Source organism: Chryseobacterium cucumeris (assembly GCF_001593385.1).
Lineage (GTDB): Bacteria > Bacteroidota > Bacteroidia > Flavobacteriales > Weeksellaceae > Chryseobacterium > Chryseobacterium cucumeris.
On sequence record NZ_LUVZ01000012.1, the window covers coordinates 235339 to 254204 of the forward strand.

At 37.5% G+C, this 18866-nt stretch carries 23 protein-coding genes; 4 read left to right on the forward strand and 19 right to left on the reverse strand.

Annotation, left to right across the window (positions count from 1 at the left end):
- Positions 1 to 11 precede the first annotated feature (11 nt).
- Positions 12 to 920: a DUF6268 family outer membrane beta-barrel protein gene (locus A1704_RS10010; RefSeq protein ID WP_062672958.1), complete on the forward strand. Its 909-nt coding sequence runs from the start codon at positions 12 to 14 to the stop codon at positions 918 to 920.
- 52 nt (positions 921 to 972) lie between these two features.
- Here A1704_RS10010 and A1704_RS10015 read toward each other — a convergent pair whose 3' ends face one another.
- From A1704_RS10015 to pepT, 7 genes are all read right to left on the reverse strand, one after another.
- On the reverse strand, positions 973 to 1707 hold the full coding sequence (locus tag A1704_RS10015; protein ID WP_062672960.1) for a LytR/AlgR family response regulator transcription factor: 735 nt from the start codon (positions 1705 to 1707) through the stop codon (positions 973 to 975).
- Positions 1697 to 2758: a sensor histidine kinase gene (locus A1704_RS10020; protein ID WP_062672963.1), complete on the reverse strand. Its 1062-nt coding sequence runs from the start codon at positions 2756 to 2758 to the stop codon at positions 1697 to 1699. The genes A1704_RS10015 and A1704_RS10020 overlap by 11 nt, the downstream gene beginning before the upstream one ends.
- 78 nt (positions 2759 to 2836) lie before the next feature.
- Positions 2837 to 3430: a porin family protein gene (locus A1704_RS10025; RefSeq protein ID WP_062672965.1), complete on the reverse strand. Its 594-nt coding sequence runs from the start codon at positions 3428 to 3430 to the stop codon at positions 2837 to 2839.
- Positions 3431 to 3587: 157 nt separating this feature from the next.
- On the reverse strand, positions 3588 to 3830 hold the full coding sequence (locus tag A1704_RS10030) for a hypothetical protein (RefSeq protein WP_047426682.1): 243 nt from the start codon (positions 3828 to 3830) through the stop codon (positions 3588 to 3590).
- A gap of 156 nt (positions 3831 to 3986) precedes the next feature.
- Positions 3987 to 5294, reverse strand: coding sequence for a hypothetical protein (locus A1704_RS10035; RefSeq protein WP_062672967.1), 1308 nt, complete (start codon positions 5292 to 5294; stop codon positions 3987 to 3989).
- A 155-nt stretch (positions 5295 to 5449) separates the two neighbouring features.
- Positions 5450 to 6016: an energy transducer TonB gene (locus A1704_RS10040; RefSeq protein ID WP_062672969.1), complete on the reverse strand. Its 567-nt coding sequence runs from the start codon at positions 6014 to 6016 to the stop codon at positions 5450 to 5452.
- Positions 6017 to 6021: 5 nt separating this feature from the next.
- On the reverse strand, positions 6022 to 7269 hold the full coding sequence (pepT, locus tag A1704_RS10045) for a peptidase T (protein ID WP_062672971.1): 1248 nt from the start codon (positions 7267 to 7269) through the stop codon (positions 6022 to 6024).
- 187 nt (positions 7270 to 7456) lie between these two features.
- Between pepT and A1704_RS10050 the strand changes: the two genes are divergently transcribed.
- A complete protein-coding gene (locus A1704_RS10050; protein ID WP_062672973.1) occupies positions 7457 to 8305 on the forward strand; it encodes a hydroxymethylglutaryl-CoA lyase in 849 nt (282 codons plus the stop codon).
- A gap of 175 nt (positions 8306 to 8480) precedes the next feature.
- Positions 8481 to 9317: a sulfurtransferase gene (locus tag A1704_RS10055; protein WP_062672975.1), complete on the forward strand. Its 837-nt coding sequence runs from the start codon at positions 8481 to 8483 to the stop codon at positions 9315 to 9317.
- A gap of 52 nt (positions 9318 to 9369) precedes the next feature.
- On the opposite strand, the gene A1704_RS10060 is transcribed toward A1704_RS10055, so the two are convergent.
- The 11 genes from A1704_RS10060 to A1704_RS10110 all read right to left on the reverse strand — a co-directional run bounded on the left by A1704_RS10060 (position 9370) and on the right by A1704_RS10110 (position 16787).
- Positions 9370 to 9696, reverse strand: a complete 327-nt coding sequence (locus tag A1704_RS10060) for an SUF system Fe-S cluster assembly protein (RefSeq protein ID WP_047422116.1) — start codon at positions 9694 to 9696, stop codon at positions 9370 to 9372.
- Positions 9697 to 9699: 3 nt separating this feature from the next.
- On the reverse strand, positions 9700 to 10401 hold the full coding sequence (locus A1704_RS10065) for a 3'-5' exonuclease (protein ID WP_062672977.1): 702 nt from the start codon (positions 10399 to 10401) through the stop codon (positions 9700 to 9702).
- A 19-nt stretch (positions 10402 to 10420) separates the two neighbouring features.
- Entirely contained in the window at positions 10421 to 10768 is a 348-nt protein-coding gene (locus A1704_RS10070) for a tRNA-binding protein (protein WP_062672979.1), read from the reverse strand.
- Positions 10765 to 11274, reverse strand: a complete 510-nt coding sequence (locus tag A1704_RS10075) for a hypothetical protein (protein WP_062672980.1) — start codon at positions 11272 to 11274, stop codon at positions 10765 to 10767. Before A1704_RS10075 ends, A1704_RS10070 begins: the two co-directional genes overlap by 4 nt.
- Positions 11275 to 11399: 125 nt before the next feature.
- Positions 11400 to 12410, reverse strand: coding sequence for a trypsin-like serine peptidase (locus A1704_RS10080; RefSeq protein ID WP_062672982.1), 1011 nt, complete (start codon positions 12408 to 12410; stop codon positions 11400 to 11402).
- A gap of 73 nt (positions 12411 to 12483) precedes the next feature.
- Complete coding sequence (locus tag A1704_RS10085) at positions 12484 to 13329, reverse strand: caspase family protein (protein ID WP_062672984.1); 846 nt, start codon at positions 13327 to 13329, stop codon at positions 12484 to 12486.
- A gap of 264 nt (positions 13330 to 13593) precedes the next feature.
- Positions 13594 to 14238, reverse strand: a complete 645-nt coding sequence (locus tag A1704_RS10090; RefSeq protein WP_062672986.1) for a response regulator transcription factor — start codon at positions 14236 to 14238, stop codon at positions 13594 to 13596.
- Positions 14235 to 15005: a sensor histidine kinase gene (locus A1704_RS10095; protein WP_062672988.1), complete on the reverse strand. Its 771-nt coding sequence runs from the start codon at positions 15003 to 15005 to the stop codon at positions 14235 to 14237. Before A1704_RS10095 ends, A1704_RS10090 begins: the two co-directional genes overlap by 4 nt.
- A gap of 13 nt (positions 15006 to 15018) precedes the next feature.
- A complete protein-coding gene (locus A1704_RS10100; protein ID WP_062672990.1) occupies positions 15019 to 15663 on the reverse strand; it encodes a hypothetical protein in 645 nt (214 codons plus the stop codon).
- A gap of 13 nt (positions 15664 to 15676) precedes the next feature.
- A complete protein-coding gene (locus tag A1704_RS10105; protein ID WP_062672992.1) occupies positions 15677 to 16222 on the reverse strand; it encodes a hypothetical protein in 546 nt (181 codons plus the stop codon).
- A 217-nt stretch (positions 16223 to 16439) separates the two neighbouring features.
- Positions 16440 to 16787 (reverse strand): winged helix-turn-helix transcriptional regulator, encoded by a 348-nt coding sequence (locus A1704_RS10110; RefSeq protein ID WP_062673001.1) that lies wholly within the window; start codon positions 16785 to 16787, stop codon positions 16440 to 16442.
- A 121-nt stretch (positions 16788 to 16908) separates the two neighbouring features.
- Between A1704_RS10110 and A1704_RS10115 the strand changes: the two genes are divergently transcribed.
- Positions 16909 to 17856, forward strand: a complete 948-nt coding sequence (locus A1704_RS10115) for an NADP-dependent oxidoreductase (protein ID WP_062673003.1) — start codon at positions 16909 to 16911, stop codon at positions 17854 to 17856.
- Between the two features lie 115 nt (positions 17857 to 17971).
- On the opposite strand, the gene A1704_RS10120 is transcribed toward A1704_RS10115, so the two are convergent.
- The gene (locus tag A1704_RS10120; protein WP_062673005.1) at positions 17972 to 18796 is read right to left on the reverse strand and encodes a universal stress protein; all 825 of its coding nucleotides are present in this window, start codon (positions 18794 to 18796) and stop codon (positions 17972 to 17974) included.
- Between the last annotated feature and the right edge of the window lie 70 nt (positions 18797 to 18866).

Here is an 18866-nt window from a genome sequence, read left to right on the forward strand (position 1 = left end):
AAAATTTAAATATGAAAAGAACCCTTTCGACAGCTTTATGCTGTATATTGCCATTAGGATATGGGGTAAGTGCACAGTCCGGGCTTTCCGCAGAGCTTAAAACCGAATATATTCCTGCATCCAATTACATCCGTCCGGAAGATAGTACAAAGACCAGTTCTAAAAGTGATTTTAAAAGAGTCGATCTGAATCTAAGTATTCCGTTATCTGTAAAAAAAGATACTGACGGGAAGGTAAGGTCGTGGTCTATGCTATTAAGTGGCTCTTATGCAAAGATGACACATAAAAATTACGAAACTCAGTTGTTTCCTGATCAGATGCTGAATGCACAGGCCGGAATACAGCATATGAGACCTTTAGGTAAAAAGTGGAGTATGATGATGACGGCATCGGTAGGAGTATATACCGACCTTGAGAAAATAGATTTCGATGATGTACTTGGACAGGGTGGAATTTTATTTATCAGACATTTTAATCCTAACCTTTCATTGGGAGCCGGTCCGGTGCTTACTACTGCTTTTGGTGTTCCTATGATTTTGCCCTGGATTTATTTCGATTGGAAAACAAACGGAAAAGTTAAGTTTAAGATCAATTTCCCGGAAGGGATGGAAGCCGGATATCTTTTTTCAGATAAATTTACTTTAAAGGCTGTTGTAGAACTGAATGGAATGACTGCCGAAAGAAATATAAACGGAAAATCGATGTTGCTAGGATATCAGCAGATCACTGCAGGACTCAGACCGGAATTAAAAATTAACGACCGGCTTACTTTGCGCCTCACCGGCGGAACTGCCATATTGAGGAGCTTCAGCGAAAATGACCGCAAAATCAGCAGTATTTTCAGAGACAAGAAGATAGCAGATCCCAGATTTTCAAGCACATTTTATGCAGCATTATCACTACGCTGGAATCTCCCATAAAAAATGCCGGAAGCCTGGAGTTATTAAATTCCCTGCTTCCGGCTTCTTTCTTCTATTTACTGATTAATTTCTTATAAACAACCTGATTAAGCAGTTCTTCCTTTCGGATACGGGATATCGGAAGCTCAATTTTATTAATGAAAAGACGTCCTCCCGAAATCATATCAATATGGGTAATATTGATGAGGTAGGATTTATGAATCCTGAAAAAATGATCTGAAGGAAGAGATTCTTCAATAGCTTTCATGGTCTGATGAATAATCAGTGATTTATCTTTAAAATGAAGCTTGGTGTAGTTTTGCATACTTTCAATGTAGAGAATGTCTACCCAAGAAATTTTAATGAAAGTATCAGATTGCCTTACATACAGAAAAGGATCATCCAGCGAAGTATTTTTTTTCAGCTTTTCACTGATGATAAATTGCTGCTGAGCCTTATTTACCGCCTGATAAAACCGGTTGAAGGCAATGGGTTTTAACAGATAATCTACCACCTGAAGACGAAATCCTTCCAGCGCATATTCAGAATAAGCAGTAGTGAGAATACATAAAGGAGGATTCTCAAGCTGTTCCAGAAATTCAAGGCCCGTAAGATAAGGCATGTTGATATCCAGGAAGAGAAGGTCTATTTCACTCTCCTTTACCTTTGCGTCGGCTTCCAATGCTGTTGCGCACGTTCCTTCAACCGATACAAAATTAATCTGACCGGCCAGTTCTTTAAGATGGAATCTAGCGAGAGGCTCATCATCAATAATAAGGCATTTCATTTTAGGAATATTAGAGCGCATAACTGTCAGATAGTGTTAGTGTTAATGTTATTCTAAAGATGTGATTATCGGATTCGATATTCAGATCATGGGCGTCCGGATATTGTAATTTCAACCGTTTTTTTACATTTTGAAGACCAATTCCTCCCGTTCCGTCTTTCTTTTTATAGGTTGCCATATCCGAATAGGAATTTTCGACATAAAAATACAGACTGTTATTCTTTTCTTTGCAGGAGATTTTCACATAACCTTTATGTCCCGGTAGCCTGCAAACGTATTTAAATGCATTTTCTATGAAAGGAACCAAAAGTAAAGGAGCAATAGAAGCTTTTCTGTTATTGATCTGCCATTGGGCTTTTACGTCCAGCTCATTTCCCCACCTCAGTTTTTCTACCTCAACAAGGTTTTGGAGATACTCAATCTCTTTATCCAAAGGTACCAGTGGCTGATTGCAATGGTACAGCTGATACCGGAGAATATCCGAAAATTTCATAAGCAAAAAATCAGCAAGCTGGGTGTCCGTTTTCATCAGAATATGAATATGATTCAGGATATTAAATACCACATGAGGATTGATCTGGTCCTGTAAAAGCTTGAGCTGGTTTTCCAGATGCGCCTGCTGAAGGAGAATATGATCCCGCTCTATTCTTCCGTGTTCATTGTAAAATTTTACACCACACGCTGCTCCGTTGATAAGAAATGAGGCAGGCAAAGACATATAAAACCCCTTCCACAAAAAAGGTAGCTGATCTGTGAAGTTTTCAGGAAGCTGATCTTTGGGCTCCACTTCAAGATACGTGAATATAACGGAGAAAACCAAACTAAGCATGAAAATAACCATTACCAGCTGTATCAGGAACAGTTTCATTTTCTTTTCCCGAAGTGCTTTCGGAAGAAGCTTATTGGTTAAAAAGTGAGTAAATGTAAACGAAAATGCCGCAATGATCGCAGCCTGGGTCATCGCAAGATAACTTTCTGTTGTACTCTGGAAATTAAACCACAATACAATCGCTAATACAAGCCAGAAAATAAAAGTAAATATATATTCTTTTACAATAAAAGATTTTGTCATGGAATTGGGAATAGGTTAATAAAAAAATTAGAAACTGCAGGGAAAACAGTTTCTAATGGTAAAGATAATTTAAGTTTCTTAGAACAGGAAATAACCTATTCCAAGGGAAAAACTGTGGGGTTTGGACTTAAACTCTTTACTGATGCTCGTAAGACCCGTCTCATATCTCAGATCTACCGTGAAGTTCTTATAATCTAATCCTACACCTCCTGTAACGCCAATATTGGATTTGTCAAACTTTTTAAACCCTTCCTGAATGGCCTGAGAGGCAGATACTTTATTGTTGAAAGCATAGCTGTAAACACCTCCGGCAAATACTCTCACATTAAAGTCATCTGCTTTAATCAGTTTATATCCTACTACCACAGGAATATCAATAGCGTTCCATGAAAGTTTTGAAGAGCTTCCGTCTTGGGATTGGTATGATGTTTTTCTTTTGTTGAACAGAGCTTCTCCCTGCACATACAGTTTTCCGATATCCATTCTTGTCATTACACCTGCCTGATAACCGAATCCGTATTTCCCTTCTAAAGAAGATTCCGTGGAGGTTTTTGTAAAGTTTGCCCCTCCCTTTACCCCAATGTGAAAAGCCGGAGTCTGTTGTGCTTTAGTTTCCATGCTGCAAAAAATGCATAATAGCAATGCACTTAAAGCGAAAAATTGCTGCTTCATAATTTAATTATTGTTAAAAATCTGATGCAAAACAACAACTATGGCGGATGAAATTAAATTTTATTTGATGAATGGCAGAGATGCTTTGATAAGGATCTTTTTTAAGGTGAAAAATAAAACCGGAAGCAGAAATACTTCCGGTTTTTATTAGTTGATTTTAATAAGGTTGTTCCTCACAAATAGAAGGAGGAGTACATCCACCTCCGCCAGGATTTCCACCTCCACCTACTGCAATGCATTGTCCCGGATTTCCGTCTTCATACATTTCACAAGCGTATCCCCATGCGCATTGACAGTCGTCCTGACAATTGTAAGAGTTGCCTCCCATATGACAGCCATCTATGCCGCTGCCCAGAATTGCAGATAAGTCTTTTCTCAAAAGTTTTTTCATTGTTTTCATGATAATTGGTATTAAATGTTATTGTTGACAATTGTACATCCTTGTAAATATAATAAAATTGTCTTAATGTGTTGTAAATGAATTTTATGTGGAGCTTTTATATAAAGAAAAGCCACTCTGAAAGTGGCTTTTTATGATGAATAAGAAAAAGAGTATTTAGAAATTAAATTCCTTCTGGTACAGTACACGTTCTTTTTGGAAAAGAGGAATGGTTCCTTCATATCGTAAAGGAGCAATTCCAAAGCCGTAGAACATATCCGCCTGGATTTTACCTTTTACTGTAATCACTCCTTTTCTTGCAGGAACAAGAGTTAATCCTAAAGATGAAAGGGCAGAGGCTCTTCCTTTCAACCCTGAGTTAGCAATAGGAATGGTAAGGAACATTAATCCTACAGCTCCTTTTGCTTCTAAACCACCTTCAGCAGATAAATTTCCCTCTGCAAGAGTAATAGCAGGTTCTGATTTCTTTTGAAGATTAATGTTAATCTCCGGAGTTTTGCTTACTAAAAAGTTAGCATTTCCTTCAAGATCCAAAAGCTTTGCCTGTACTTTTCCTGTAGCCTGTACTCCCAGAAAAGGTCCGGCAGATAGGGTAGGGCTTAAGATCAGTCCTGTAGGTCCCAAAACAATAGGAACGATAGGAATATTTAGATAGTCTGTAGTACTTGCGGTGTAGCCCAGGCTTCCTACAATAGTTGCCGTACTCTGAAGTTTGATATCATCCATGATGAGGTTAACATAGAAGTTAGACAAATGTCCCCATGAGAATGTGATATTATAATCAATCTTTGGTGTAAATCCTCCTTGTACATTTACACTGGATGTTCCGGCTGAAGTTAGAGGAAAGGAATACGTTTTATTAAAATTATAACGGTTGAAAGTAATTAATTTCTGATTTTGAAGGTTTTTAGCTTCAATAGAATGTATTCTTTGATTGATCTGCTCAGAAATCATCCCTTCTACAGGAATATAATTCACCATTCTTCCATCAATATTGACGGGAGCTTTACCGGATGGATCATACACACCGCTCAGGGTTCCGCTGTAGATAAATTCTTCAAGCTTCGCACTGGAAGTCTGTACTGTAAATTGGTTGTTCAATTTTGAGACAGAACTTACTTTTGAAAGAATGGTGTTCACTTGATCTCCTTCTATTTTAGTCCCTACAATAACTGTTCCCACGGAGATGCTATCCGTTTGCGGTGTCATACGGCTAAATGTAATTTCTCCTTCATTGTGAGTTGAAATGGCATTTACTGATTCATCATTCAGAATAATAACATTCTTCTGTAAAGTGAGATTTCCCAAAGTCTTCATAGGGGTAGACTCTGCAGGTTTTTCAACAGGAGCATCCGCCGGATCATCCTGAGAACAAGACGTTAAAAGAAACAAACAGAAAAAAGAAAATAGAAAGGAAAAGTAAAAATTTCTGTTGATTTTAAAGTGGTTGGATTTCATTTTCATATAAAGTGATTTTAAGGTTTAATCAAAATTAAGTGAATTATTTAAAACTTACAAAAGAATTGTGTTAAATTAATATCAACAACATAATGATCTTTGATTATGTTTTTATTATATGAAAAATAAAAACCCGCTATCATCATAGCGGGTTCTATATATTATTTTTTAAAGGACATTGTTAAAGGAACGGAAACATTTGAAGAGACCGGTTTCCCTTTGTCTTCTGCAGGTTTCCACTTGCCCTTATCTTTAATCCGGTAAAAAGCGGCTTCAATGAATGCGTTTACATCTTCATTGTTTCCTTTTACCTTGGGATCAAGAGCATTCCCTTTGGAATCTACAACAAAACTTATCGTTGCCTTGTAGGTTTCCGAAGAAAAGTTAAGAAAATCAAGATTTACAGCTTCATATAAAAGTTTTTGAAAAGCGGTTTTTCCTTTATCGTATTCTGCTTCCTTACTCACTTTTGTTTTTACAGGAGGATCTGCGTTGATCATTTTCTGATCCTCAAGAGAAGCTTTATCCAAAGCGGTCTTGTAAGCTGTTATTTTATCCTCTGTCAAAAGCCATTCTTTCTTGGTTCTTAAATCATTAGGCTTAGGATATTTATTATACAGAGCCGTTTTCTTTCTTTCATAGCGTGAGTCTGCCCTCTGAAATTCAGAAACCTGGGCACTGCTGAAAATAAAAGTGAAAATGAATGCTGATGCTAAGACCTTTTTCATGATTATTAAGCTTTTACAATATTAATAATGACTTCAGTTGCTTTTTCCATGCTCTCCAAAGCTACATATTCGTAGGGTCCGTGGAAGTTGATTCCTCCTGCAAAGATATTCGGGCAGGGAAGTCCCATATAAGAAAGCTGAGCACCGTCTGTACCTCCTCTGATCGCTTTGATCTTAGGTTCTATACCTGCTTCAGTCATTGCTTTTGCAGCGAGGTCTACAATGTGCATTTTACCTTCAAACTGCTGTTTCATGTTTCTGTACTGCTCTTTAATCTCTACTTCAGCAGTTCCTTCTCCATGTTTTTGATTGAATTCAGCTACTTTTTCTTCCATGAATTTCTTTCTGGCTTCAAATTTATCTGCATCATGATCACGGATAATATATTGAAGTTTAGCCTCTGAAATATCAGCCGTAATATCCATTAAGTGATAGAACCCGTCAAAGCCTTTTGTTGTGGCAGGTGTTTCATTAGCAGGAAGCATTTGAGCAAATTCAGCCGCTAATAGAGCAGCATTGATCATTTTTCCGTAAGCATAACCGGGGTGAACACTTAATCCGTGGATTTTCACCACGGCTCCGGCTGCGTTAAAGTTTTCATATTCAAGTTCTCCAACTTCTCCGCCATCCATTGTATAAGCCCATTCTGCACCAAATTTAGCAACGTCAAATTTATGCGCTCCTCTTCCAATCTCTTCATCCGGAGTAAATCCAATAGCAATTCTTCCATGTTTGATTTCCGGATGCGCGATAAGATATTCAGCAGCTGTTACAATCTCTGCACAGCCGGCTTTATCATCAGCACCAAGAAGCGTATTTCCGTCAGTAGTAATTAATGTCTGACCAACATATTTTTTTAAGCTTTCAAATCTTGAAGGAGATAGTGTGAATCCTGTTGCCTGGTTCAAAAGAAGATCGTTTCCATCATAGTTTTCCCAAATCTGAGGTTTTACATTTTCTCCGCTGAAATCAGGTGAAGTATCATAATGTGAAATAAATCCGATGGTAGGTCTGTCATCATTTTCAAGGTTAGAAGGAACATAGCCCATAATATAACCATTGCTGTCTATAGAAACATCTTCCAGACCGATGGTCTTAAGTTCTTCAGTAATATAGTTGGCAATATCCCACTGACGTTCAGTAGAAGGTGTAGTTTCACTTTCTGCATCACTGGTTGAATATATTTTTACATAGCTAAGAAAACGGTTCAGTAATTTTTCTTTCCACAAAGGGTTGAATTCTATTGTACTCATCAGATATCATAAATTTTAACAAAGTTAGCAAATTTGATGCTGAGAATACGTTATTTGCGATTTAATATCAATTATTGAAATTATGAATCAGATATAAATCTTTGAAAATCAAAATAGTGTTAGCTTTGTGTATATAGTGTACCAAGTAGTTTAGTTTTATTATATTTGAGAAAATCAAAAAGTAAAAATGTTTCTTACCGAATGTCCTAGAGATGCAATGCAGGGATGGGGAGAATTTATCCCTACCGATAAAAAAATAGATTATATCAACTCCTTGATGGATGTTGGCTTTGATGTATTGGACTGCCTGAGTTTTGTTTCTCCTAAAGCGATTCCGCAGATGGCTGACTCTGATGAGGTGGCAAAAAATATCGACAAATCACGTTCCAAGACCAAAGTTTCTGCTATTATTGGTAATTACAGAGGAGCCGAAAAAGCATTAAAACACGAGTCAGTAGATATTCTGGGCTTTCCGTTCTCTATTTCTGAAACTTTTCAGCACAGAAATACGAATAAAAGTCAGGAAGAAGCTTTCGATGAAATCATTAAAATGCTTGAGCTGGTAAAAAGTGAAGGGAAACAGCTTAATATCTATTTCTCGATGGCTTTTGGAAATCCATATGGCGAAATGTGGAAGTGGGAGGATGTTGACCAATGGGCACAAAAGTTTTCGGACATCGGAGTAAAAGATATTTTATTATCAGATACTACCGGAGTGGCAACTCCTGAAACGATTGCTCTTTTGTTTGAAAAAATACCTTCAAAATATCCTGAAATTAATTTCGGGGGACACTTTCATAACCGTTATGAAGATTCTTATTCAAAATTAAAAGCGGCTTACGATCAAGGCTGCCGAAGATTTGATAGTGCCATCAAAGGAATCGGAGGATGTCCAATGGCTAAAGATGATCTTGTGGGAAATATGCCTACAGAACAGGTGATCAATTTTATGAGTGTGGAAAAAGCTGAACATAAGCTGAACCTTCTGAACTTTGAAAGTTCTTATAACAAGGCGAAGGATATTTTTCATTTTTAAGAAGAATAAATTTCTCGCAGATTCTGCAGATCCCACAGATAGAAAAGAAGATCTGCTTAATCAGCAGAATCTGCGAGAAAACTATCAATAGGAGCGGGCTTTAGCCCGCTTTACTATATTAAAATACATATGGCTTTAGCCAAAACATAATTAAATTAACCCAAAAATCAACAAAATGACTCCAATAATTTCGTCATCTGAACTCAAAAATATCCCTGCTGAAAATCTTATTATTATTGATGCTAGAACCGGAAAAGATGCAAAGCAAAACTACCTTGATAAACACATTAAGGGAGCCCGGTTCATAGATCTGGACAGAGATCTGGCAGAGATTGGAGAAAATGCTGCTTTTGGAGGCAGGCATCCGCTTCCTTCCGTAGAAAAGTTTGCAGAGACACTTTCAGATCTTGGGATTTCAGAGGATGCTCATATTGTTGTGTATGATGATAAAAATGCTTCGAATGCGGCGGCACGTGCCTGGTGGATGGTAAAGTCTTTTGGAATTAAAAATGTTCAGGTTCTCGATGGCGGAATGCAGGCAGCGGAAAAAGCAGGATTAGAATTTTCTTCCGGGGAAGAGAAATTTGATAAAGCCGCTTTAATTAAAAAAAATCACTGGAGTCTTCCGGTTTCGAGTCTGGAAGTGGTTGAAAATGAATTAACAAACGATTCTTCTACAGTTATTGATGTAAGAGATGCTTATCGTTATAAAGGAGAATCTGAGCCTATTGATTTGGTCGCCGGTCATATTCCGGGAGCGATTAATATTCCTTTTTCTGAAAACCTTGATGAAAGCGGAAATTTTCTGAGTCCGGAAATCTTAAAAGAAAAATACAGCAAGTTATTACAAGATAAGCCTGATCGTCTGATCATTCATTGTGGGTCAGGAGTTACTGCGTGTCATACAATTTTAGCCCTGGATTATGCAGGATTTCCCATTCCGGATCTGTATGTAGGTTCATGGAGTGAATGGAGCAGGAGAGAAGGCAAGGAAATCGCAAAAGATATTTAAAAATAAAAACCCCGAAAATACTTCTTCGGGGTTTTATATTTGTTAAGAGTGATTAAAGCATTCCCAGCTCAAACTTCGCCTCTTCGCTCATCATATCCTTATTCCAGCTCGGTTCGAAAGTAAGCTCTAAATCTACACTGTTTACATGCTCTACTTCAGCCACTTTATCTTTTACTTCCTGAGGAAGTGTTTCTGCAACCGGACAGTTGGGAGTAGTAAGTGTCATGATAATTTTTACGTCAGCATCATCGGAGATCTGGACATCGTAAATCAGCCCTAATTCGTAAATATCTACCGGAATTTCAGGGTCATATACGGTTTTTAATACACCAATGATTTCCTCACCAATGTCAGCAATTTGATCGTCTGTAAATTTCATTTTTTAATCTAGATTGATATTCCTTTTCAACAAATCTTCCTGACGCATGCGCCGGAAAATATTTGCCAAAGTTAAGACATCTTTTTCACAATAGTCAACAATTCTCTGCAAGTCTTTTTCTATGTAGTAAATTGATGAAACCATTGAGCCGTCAATATCATCTTTCGGAGTAGGAATACCAAAGACATGCGCCAGTAGTTCCAGCGATACAAAACTCTTATAATCCCCGAACTTCCAAAGCTCCATTGTATCTATGTGGGGAACCTCCCATGGTTTTTTTCCAAACATCTGGAACGGTGCCGGTGGCTGTATTCCATTGATTAGATATCTTCTGGCAATCCAAGGAAAATCAAATTCTTTTCCGTTATGTGCACAGAGAATCACATTGTAAAGCCTTGGACTGTTGAAGATTTCTCCAAATTCCTGAAGCATTTTCTTTTCATCATGTCCGGAAAAGCTTTTTATTTTTAAGGTTTCATTCTTTTCAACCATTCCGATGGTGATGCAGATAATTTTTCCAAACTCGGCCATAATACCGGCCCTGTCATAAAACTCTTCTGCAGTCACATCTTCTTTTCTCTGGAATTTTGTTTTTTTATCCCACAGATATTGCTCTGTTTCGGATAAGTCGTTCCAGGAGCCTGCCTGTGGAACAGTCTCAATGTCAAGGAATAAAACTCTTTCTAACGGTATGTTCTGTATCATATGTGTTTTTGTTGGGTATCTATCCTACCTGCATTCCATTTTTTGTAGGTAACGAAGGGGTTAAAAGAGTAACATCGTTTTTGTCCTCTCCATATAATCCTAACACAAGACATTCGCTGAAGAAATTGGCAATCTGTTTTTTAGGAAAATTGACAACCGCTAAAATCTGTTTTCCTACAAGGTCTTCTTTTTCATAAAGAGAGGTAATTTGGGCAGATGATTTTCTGATTCCCAAGTCTCCAAAATCGATCTCCAGTTGGTAAGATGGGTTTCTTGCTTTTTCAAAATCATTTACTGAAAGTATGGTTCCACATCTGATGTCTATTTTTTCAAAATCCGCCCAGGTGATCTCTGGTTTTACTGTCATGGTAATTCGTTTATTAAATGTTCTACTTCTATTTTCTGTTCTGCATATTTTTGTTGCAATACTGAGCCTTGACCCATTCTTTTATAATATTCAAGGGCCTTTCCACCGAAGAATTTTTTATGGAAATCCGAAACTTCCGGAATGTGCGGGAAAACTTTGTGAAAAAGCATTTCATAATACGCTTGAAATTCCCTTTCATTTTTGTCTTCAATAACTTGTCCGGGTGCTTTTTGTCTTACATGAAGCATTTCGTGGGCAACCATATTCAGAACAAGGTTCAGGTCAAAATCAAATAAATTTCTTGGAATCATGACCGTTTGTGGCCCTCCCAGATCTCCTTCTGCAGTGAGAAGCATTGAGGTAGGAGATAATTCCTGCCTAAATCCGAATCCTGCAAAGTTTTCATGTTCCAGATTAAAAGAATGGATCAGGTATTTAGCAGCATCCAAAATCTGATCATGTTCTTTATAAGCTTCAAGGTGTAAATTGATCTGTTCGAAATTCATCTGAAGTATGTTTTAAACAAATGTATTAAAATATTGAGAATACTGCCTAAATCAGTCCGATATTTTAATCTGCATAAAAAAGTCCACCCCGAAAGGCAGACTTTGATTTAAACTAAAAAAATAAATTAAGGATGTTCATTTCTCGCTCTGATGACCAGATTGACTAAATCCGAGCCGCCACTTGCAAAATTATCGCTTGGATTATGCGCGCTTTGAGTAGCCACAGCATACGGAGAGCCATCCCAATATCCCCAGAAAGGACCTCCGCTTTGTCCAGGCCATATATCTGCTTTATGGCTCATGCTTTCGTTGTCATCAGCACTCCAGAAATCTCCATCCAGTGCGATACCTGTTTGGTAGGTCGGTCTTTGAGTTCCGGTAAGGTCTCCCGGATAACCTGCGTGAGTCCAGTAAGCACCTCCGTCCCATGAATCGGAATAGGATTTTGAACCTAACCAGCCTGTGCTGTTTCCGATTGGTCTGTCCAATACAATCACAACATAATCGTATTGAATTTCTGTAGAATCAATAGAAGGTCCTGCAACTTTATACCTGTAATACGTTAAAGTACCCCAGGCAGTTCCGTAAGGAGCGCTTCCGTTGTAATACATTGGGGTGAATTTCAGCCATCCTGTTGTATTATTAGGCTGCCAGTCTACAATGTGAGAGCAGGTAAGAAGGTGTCTCGGTCCGATCATCACACCGCTTCCAGAACCCAGAGAACTTTCTACTCTGCCGACACATCTCCATGGATAAGCTGTAGAATTGTATACTTTTCTCTGATCGACTCCAAAGATGGTTCTTGCATTTTCAGGAGTCAGGAAAGAATCTCTGTCAATGAATTTGGGTTTACGGTCTCTTTTCGGTTCAAGTTTTGGATTGTATTCAAAATCAGCATGGGTAGGGTAGAAATGGTCAGTTTCCAGAGCTCGGTTTTCTGCTGTTTTTTCGTCCATCGGCATTCCTATTGTTTTCATTCCTTTAGGAAAAGTTCTTCCGTTAATGGTTTCCATAGCTGGAGCCTGGCTGAATAATTTTTCGATGGCTGACGGTTTTTCAGTTGATTTTGCTTTAACAGTTCTAAGTCTTAGAACTTCTTCAGCGGTCATTGGATTGTTGTTTTCGGTTTTAGACATGATTATTATTTTTAATCTGGTAAATTCCTACTCTTTTGAGGGCTTTTCGGATTCCGCCGGTAATGGTTATTAGTTAAATGAATATTTTTTGTGAAAATTCTGCAGTGATACTTTCTGTCTGGTTGATCTGGGCAGCTCCCATAGCCGCTAAGGCAATGGCAACCTGTTTATCAAGAGTTTTTCTTACAATATTACCATTGGTTGCACGTAAGATTTTACAGAAGTGGTAGGTGAAATACCCTCGAATTTGTCCGCTGATATTTCCTTCCATGGACACCTGATTGTCTTTTGCTGCAGCCCATAACGTATGATTCATTCCGGCAACAGGCACAAGCGCTTTAGTGAGAATGGTTGATTTTTTTGAATTTTTAGAGGTCTCCATTTCGCTGGCGTAAGTGAGATAAAACTCATCCTCAAGCATTGGAGGGATATAGCGGGCAGTTTCGTTGAGAAGATCAGCTTCCAGCCCCAGATCCATTTTTCGGGTTCCCGTTCCCGAATAACAGCAGTCGAAGATAACTTCCATATTCACTTCGGCTTTTAGCTTGCTGAGAACAGTTTTAAAATCATCATCACGAATGACTCCGTTATTGGCATAATCATGCGGACAAATAGCCTCGTCCAAACCATCCAGTTCTAGATCCGATCCGATATTGGCCACTCTGGTTCCGTGTCCTGAATAATAAAAAACGAGAGAATCTCCTTTTACGCTTGTGCTGATCATGGATTTCAGATAGTTCAATATATTCGCTCTTGTAGCATTCTGATTGGTCAGGATTTTAATCTTTGCCGGACTAAAACCACAGATCACCAATGTGTTTGCCATATCTCTCGCATCGTTTACACAGCCGTTAAGATCCGGACCACCGTATCCGATGGGTGCATAATCATTAATTCCTACGATAAGTGCTTTTTTCATTGTATTAGTTTTAAAAAATATTCCCTACTCTGTTCCGGCTTTTCGGGGGCTGCCTTTTTGTGTTTTTTTCTATGACAAAATTCCATCTTTCAGAAGAGCAAAAACAGAGGAGAAAACCGTATTTTGAAAAAGGAAAAACACCTTTTCGTTTGCAAATGAATGAGTTGTGAAATAAAAATCCGGCAGCTTGAAAAGCTGCCGGATTCGTCAATAGAATGTAAAAATGTTTATTTTTTCAGGGAATAAATAGGATTAAAAATTAAGTCAGCACAAATCATGCTTTAAAGCAAAAAGTACCAGACCCGCTCTGTTTTTTATATCCAGTTTTACGAAAACCGAATCTCTGTAGCCATCAATGGTTTTAGGACTGAGGCACATTTTATCAGCAATCTCCTTATAAGTAAGTTCGCTGCAGGCCCATTTGATAAATTCTTTCTCCCGGTCTCTCAGCTCAGAAAGCAGGGAGGCATTTTTCGCTTCCTCTGTTTTTACTTTCAATAACTTTTGGGCTACAAAATCAGTATAAAAGCTGCCTTTCTCAAATACCGTTTCAATAGCCTGGAAAAGGATAGAAGGCTGCATGTCTTTTAGCAGATAGCCTTTAGCGCCTGCTTTCAGCATTTTAATCAATATTCTTTCATCATCATCCATGGTAAGGGCAATGACTTTAATATCAGGATAATGCTCTGTAAGCCATTCTGTAGTTTCTATACCATTTTTATAAGGCATATTGACATCCATCAGGACTACAGCGGGTAATTCAGAAGCTTTTTCCACGCCTGCAATAAATTCTTCTCCGTTGGGATGATTCATAATGACCCGATATTGAGTGTTTTCTGTGATCATATTCTCCAGCGCTTTGGAGATTAAGGTATGATCATCTACGATCGCTATGGGAATAGTTTTCATAATAAATTTTTATGATAGGTTATCAAAGTTTGTGTTCCTTTATTCAGTTCTGATTGTATAGACAGTTCAGCGTGAATCAGTTTGGCTCTCAGTTCCATATTTTTTAATCCTGAGCCGTCCTGATTACTATTGATATCAAAGCCTCTTCCGTTGTCCGAGATACTGATATGTAATTTTTCACAGTCATCCTCCATGTGTATGGAAACATTTTTGGCTTTGGAATGTTTCAGAATATTATTGATACTTTCCTGGATAATTCTGAAAAGGATCAGTCCGTGTTTAGGCGAAATATCAATATCCTGTTTTTGCGTAATGAATTCTATTTTTAATAATTTTAGTTTTTTAATTCTCTTCACTTCTCTTTCAATGGATTCTGCCAGTCCGAAATGAATGATCTGTTCAGTGATTAATGTTTTAGACAGATTTCTTATATCCTGTATACATTCTCCCAATAATTCATTGAGCTCGATGAGGTCTTCTTTTTCTGTATTTTGGAGTTTGGTAATCAATTGGTTCTGGCGTAAGCGGACTACGGATAGTTTTTGACCCAGATCATCATGCAATTCCTGCCCGATATAATTCAGAGTTTGTTCTTTCATTTCTACCTGGGAAGTCGCCAGTTCCTTTTCAAACCGAAGATCTTTTTCCTTCTGCTCAATCAGCAGGGTTGTTTTTTTCCTGATAAAAACCGCATAGATGAAGACCATTGTCAAAACAACGATGAATAAAGTAATAGTAAAGATGATAACCAGATTATTCTCTTCCATATCTGCAAAGCTTTTATGTTATTCTTTCCTGTTTGTTCCAGAGTAAACCTAATATGAGTATGCCATTACTGATCAGATTCAGCATAAATAAAATAAAGAAATAAATAGTCTCTGATACAGTAGTTCTGAAAAAGAATATGGGGATGCTTCCAATAAAGAATATTAGCAAAGCAACTGATATCCAGAATGGTAAGTAATTTTTGATTTCCAATACTTTATCAGAATTAAAGGTTTGGTACAGGAACAAAATGATTGAAAATAGCAACAGAAGAATATCTGCATAGAGCATATTAAAAGAAAAATGATGAAGCAGATCATCTTCTGTATAAAACATCACAGCAATATTGAAAACAAAAAGAATCAGGATGATGGTCTGTATCTTTTTGAGCAGCGGAACATATAATAATTGGTAATAATACAATAAGTACAGAAAAAATACAATCATTAAAAAACCAATTACATAGAAGATGTCCGTAGGCAGATTGGTAAGCTTGAAATAGAAATAACAGGAAATATCAATCAGGGAAAACAACAGATATCCTATGATAAAAAATAAATTCTCCTTTCCGGTTTTTCTGTATTTTATGACCATTAGAATCATCACTACAATGGAAATGGCCATCGATATCTGTTTCCCTGTTTCAATATTCCAGTTCATAATGCTGTGTTTTTTAAGGCATTGTTTCCGATAACGTTTTTGGCGGTGGTGCCAGATTGGTCATATTCATAGATTCTATTGAAGTAACGTCTGTGTTTTCTTCGGTGGTGGCTGATCTGGCCATAGCCTTCTCTCTTTCTCTTTTTTGGGCAGTAGGTACTAAAAATATAGTTTGATAGCCTGCATATTCAGGTTTTGCCATTCTGTTTTTAGGATGATTCATTGGATATTTTCCCATGTAGATCCTGATTCCCGGATTTTTTAATTTTTGTTTTCTGGCATTTTCTTTTACATATTTAATATAGCCTTCCATATCTTCAAGCGAAAACCAGTACCATCTCGAATCAGGTTCACCGTTTCTGTACTTCATGAGAATTTCATGATTGGTTCTGGTGTATTCATCAAAAAGGACGCGCCCTTCACGGTAGCTGATCAGTTTCTTTTTATAACTGTTGCTAACGGGTTCTTTAGGAGGTTCGGAGCAGCCGATCAGACAAAAAGTCAAAATAAATGCTGCACAAAGCAAAGGTGAAATCTTAGTAAAAAAGGAAGTTTTCATTTTTATGGTTTTAATTTTATGGAACAAAATTAGCGAACGACACAACTATAAAAAAGGGTGAAAACACTGTTTTTATCCTTTACTAAATTTACGACTTTTTGATATTCAGTTGAATAGGAATTACGAGGTTTGTTTTTTTAATTAAAAATATCCAATGGTATTCCTTCAATAATAAAATTAAAACCATGATGAACATTCATGGCTTTGCAGGAAAGGTTTACCTTTTTATCCTCTCTTTTTCAATCTGGTTTTCACCCCAAATTCTGAGATAATCAATAAAAGGAATGAGCTCGGCGCCGGTTTCCGTTAGAGAATATTCTACCTTAGGAGGAACTTCGTGATACACTTCTCTATGGATAAGCCCGTCATCTTCCAGCTCCCGGACAGTCTGGGTAAGCATTTTAGGGGTAATATCAGAAAGGGTTTTACGAAGTTCGCCATACCGCATAACTGTCTTCAGATGAAGATACCATAAAATACGGCCTTTGTACTTTCCTCCAATCCGTTTAAAGGCATAGTCAACAGGACAGGATGGCTCATTTGTAACTTTTTTTATTTTTAACATTTTTTCAATGGTTTGATAATCAGTATTAGTATATTTTTAGTATGTAGATTACCAAAAAGTACATACTTGCTGCAAAGATATGATGAGACTACATTTGTCCGATAATTAAAATCAAAAAAAAATGAAAGCTGTTATTGTAAACGAAGCAGGAGGCGTTGAAAACCTTCAATTTACGGAAATAGATAAGCCTGTCATAGGAAATGATGAAGTATTGGTAAAAGTAGTATCGGTAAGCATTAATCCTGTAGATGTAAAGTCCAGAGCATATGAAGGAGTTGTGAACTGGATTTTTGAAGAAAAGAGACCCGTTATTTTAGGATGGGATATCTCGGGAGAAGTCGTAGAAACCGGGAAAAGTGTAACTGATTTTAAATCTGGAGATGAAGTCTTCGGAATGGTCAATTTTTTTGGAAAAGGAAATGCCTATGCAGAATATGTGGCTGCTCCGGCGGCTCATCTGGCATTAAAGCCTCAGAATATTACCCATCAGCAGGCTGCCGCGGCCTCAATGGCTGCTTTAACGGCATATCAGGCCTTAGTGGATGTTGCCGGAATTAAAAAAGGAAGCAAGGTTCTGGTCCATGCCGCTTCAGGTGGTGTCGGCCATTTTGCTGTTCAGATGGCGAAGCATTTCGGAGCGTATGTTATCGGCATATCATCCGGTAAAAATAAAGAATTTGTTTTGTCGCTTGGGGCTGATGAACATATTGATTATACAACGGAAAACTTTTATGAAAAGGTGCAGGATGCAGATATCGTCATTGATACCCTTCAGGGAAAAACGCTGTCGGATTCGGTAGATGTTGTGAAAGAGAATGGCATTATCATAACACTTCCGACACCTGAGATTCCTGAGGATATTGCATTGAGAGCCAGGCAGAAAAAGGTGAATATTGAGTTTATGATGGTACAGTCTAAAAAAGAAACTGCAGAAGCAATTGCGGGCTTATTGAAGCAGGAAGTATTGAAACCATTTGTTTATAAAACTTTCCAGTTTGAAGACATAGCACTGGCACACCTGGAGGTAGAGACCAGCCGCGTTGCAGGAAAAGTAATAGTAAATCTGTAAAAATAAAAACAGGACCGGAAATCTATTCCCGGTCCTGTTAAACAAGATTAAGTGTAAAATTTAGCCTTTACAGGCAAAAAGGATAATTCAAATGTGAACAGATTTTTATTGATTCTTAATCTATGTTTAAGGGAATTGATAGTAATGGTAATTTATTCTTATAGGCCATTATGGCTGTTTTGCTTCGATGGAAAAGAGATTCTACAAGATTGTATTTATAAGGAATCATGGTTAAAAGGTCCGGACTGGTCAGTTTTATTTCCTCCTCAATCGCCTTGATGACTTCAATGGACTGAATCATTTTAAAGCTGTACTTAATATCATCCAGATCGTACCCGGAATTCAGGTCAATATCATGAATAATCTCAGCAAAATCTTCTAATCTTTCACTTACATTGAATACCTCAATCTCAGCATTGAATTCATTAATAAAGTGGTAAATATCATTCATGGCAGACCAGGTCATGCTTTTGTGCGTATCATAAGCAAAAAGAATTTTTCTGATTCCTGTATATTCTATATGAGCGGGAACAATGAGTATCGGTTTTTTAATTCTGTGGATAGCTCTTGTTACCCTGTTTCCCAAAAGCTTTTGTTCCAGAGTTTTTTCAGCCATTCCCATCACAATAAAATCACAATCGTGAATCTGCATACAGTTTTCAAGCTCTTCAATAAAATTGCCGGAAGCCAGATGATGCTGGGTTTCAACAGTATATAATCTTTTAAGTTCCGCTGCCTTATCCTCCATTTTTTTCTGATTTTTAAGCGTTTGAGTGTAGAAAAAATCAGCTGAAGCCTGTGCATTCAGGGCATGGATGGAAACGGACTGAAGATTGAAAAGTACCATACTGTATTTGTTTTCTTTAGCCATAGATGCTGCATAATGTGTTGCATTTTCAGCTTCGTGGGAAAAATCTGTGCAGACAATTATTGTTTTCATTGTACCGGATTTAATATTACAAAACTATGATAGACAGTTATTCCCTGATTGTAAAAATAATGTGATGTTG

Bases quoted from the DNA above. Each gene is read 5' to 3' on its own strand.
- A1704_RS10010 (WP_062672958.1), top strand. From the start codon at position 12: ATGAAAAGAACCCTTTCGACAGCTTTATGCTGTATATTGCCATTAGGA.
- A1704_RS10015 (WP_062672960.1), bottom strand. From the start codon at position 1,707: ATGCGCTCTAATATTCCTAAAATGAAATGCCTTATTATTGATGATGAG.
- A1704_RS10020 (WP_062672963.1), bottom strand. From the start codon at position 2,758: ATGACAAAATCTTTTATTGTAAAAGAATATATATTTACTTTTATTTTC.
- A1704_RS10025 (WP_062672965.1), bottom strand. From the start codon at position 3,430: ATGAAGCAGCAATTTTTCGCTTTAAGTGCATTGCTATTATGCATTTTT.
- A1704_RS10030 (WP_047426682.1), bottom strand. From the start codon at position 3,830: ATGAAAACAATGAAAAAACTTTTGAGAAAAGACTTATCTGCAATTCTG.
- A1704_RS10035 (WP_062672967.1), bottom strand. From the start codon at position 5,294: ATGAAAATGAAATCCAACCACTTTAAAATCAACAGAAATTTTTACTTT.
- A1704_RS10040 (WP_062672969.1), bottom strand. From the start codon at position 6,016: ATGAAAAAGGTCTTAGCATCAGCATTCATTTTCACTTTTATTTTCAGC.
- pepT (WP_062672971.1), bottom strand. From the start codon at position 7,269: ATGAGTACAATAGAATTCAACCCTTTGTGGAAAGAAAAATTACTGAAC.
- A1704_RS10050 (WP_062672973.1), top strand. From the start codon at position 7,457: ATGTTTCTTACCGAATGTCCTAGAGATGCAATGCAGGGATGGGGAGAA.
- A1704_RS10055 (WP_062672975.1), top strand. From the start codon at position 8,481: ATGACTCCAATAATTTCGTCATCTGAACTCAAAAATATCCCTGCTGAA.
- A1704_RS10060 (WP_047422116.1), bottom strand. From the start codon at position 9,696: ATGAAATTTACAGACGATCAAATTGCTGACATTGGTGAGGAAATCATT.
- A1704_RS10065 (WP_062672977.1), bottom strand. From the start codon at position 10,401: ATGATACAGAACATACCGTTAGAAAGAGTTTTATTCCTTGACATTGAG.
- A1704_RS10070 (WP_062672979.1), bottom strand. From the start codon at position 10,768: ATGACAGTAAAACCAGAGATCACCTGGGCGGATTTTGAAAAAATAGAC.
- A1704_RS10075 (WP_062672980.1), bottom strand. From the start codon at position 11,274: ATGAATTTCGAACAGATCAATTTACACCTTGAAGCTTATAAAGAACAT.
- A1704_RS10080 (WP_062672982.1), bottom strand. From the start codon at position 12,410: ATGTCTAAAACCGAAAACAACAATCCAATGACCGCTGAAGAAGTTCTA.
- A1704_RS10085 (WP_062672984.1), bottom strand. From the start codon at position 13,329: ATGAAAAAAGCACTTATCGTAGGAATTAATGATTATGCACCCATCGGA.
- A1704_RS10090 (WP_062672986.1), bottom strand. From the start codon at position 14,238: ATGAAAACTATTCCCATAGCGATCGTAGATGATCATACCTTAATCTCC.
- A1704_RS10095 (WP_062672988.1), bottom strand. From the start codon at position 15,005: ATGGAAGAGAATAATCTGGTTATCATCTTTACTATTACTTTATTCATC.
- A1704_RS10100 (WP_062672990.1), bottom strand. From the start codon at position 15,663: ATGAACTGGAATATTGAAACAGGGAAACAGATATCGATGGCCATTTCC.
- A1704_RS10105 (WP_062672992.1), bottom strand. From the start codon at position 16,222: ATGAAAACTTCCTTTTTTACTAAGATTTCACCTTTGCTTTGTGCAGCA.
- A1704_RS10110 (WP_062673001.1), bottom strand. From the start codon at position 16,787: ATGTTAAAAATAAAAAAAGTTACAAATGAGCCATCCTGTCCTGTTGAC.
- A1704_RS10115 (WP_062673003.1), top strand. From the start codon at position 16,909: ATGAAAGCTGTTATTGTAAACGAAGCAGGAGGCGTTGAAAACCTTCAA.
- A1704_RS10120 (WP_062673005.1), bottom strand. From the start codon at position 18,796: ATGAAAACAATAATTGTCTGCACAGATTTTTCCCACGAAGCTGAAAAT.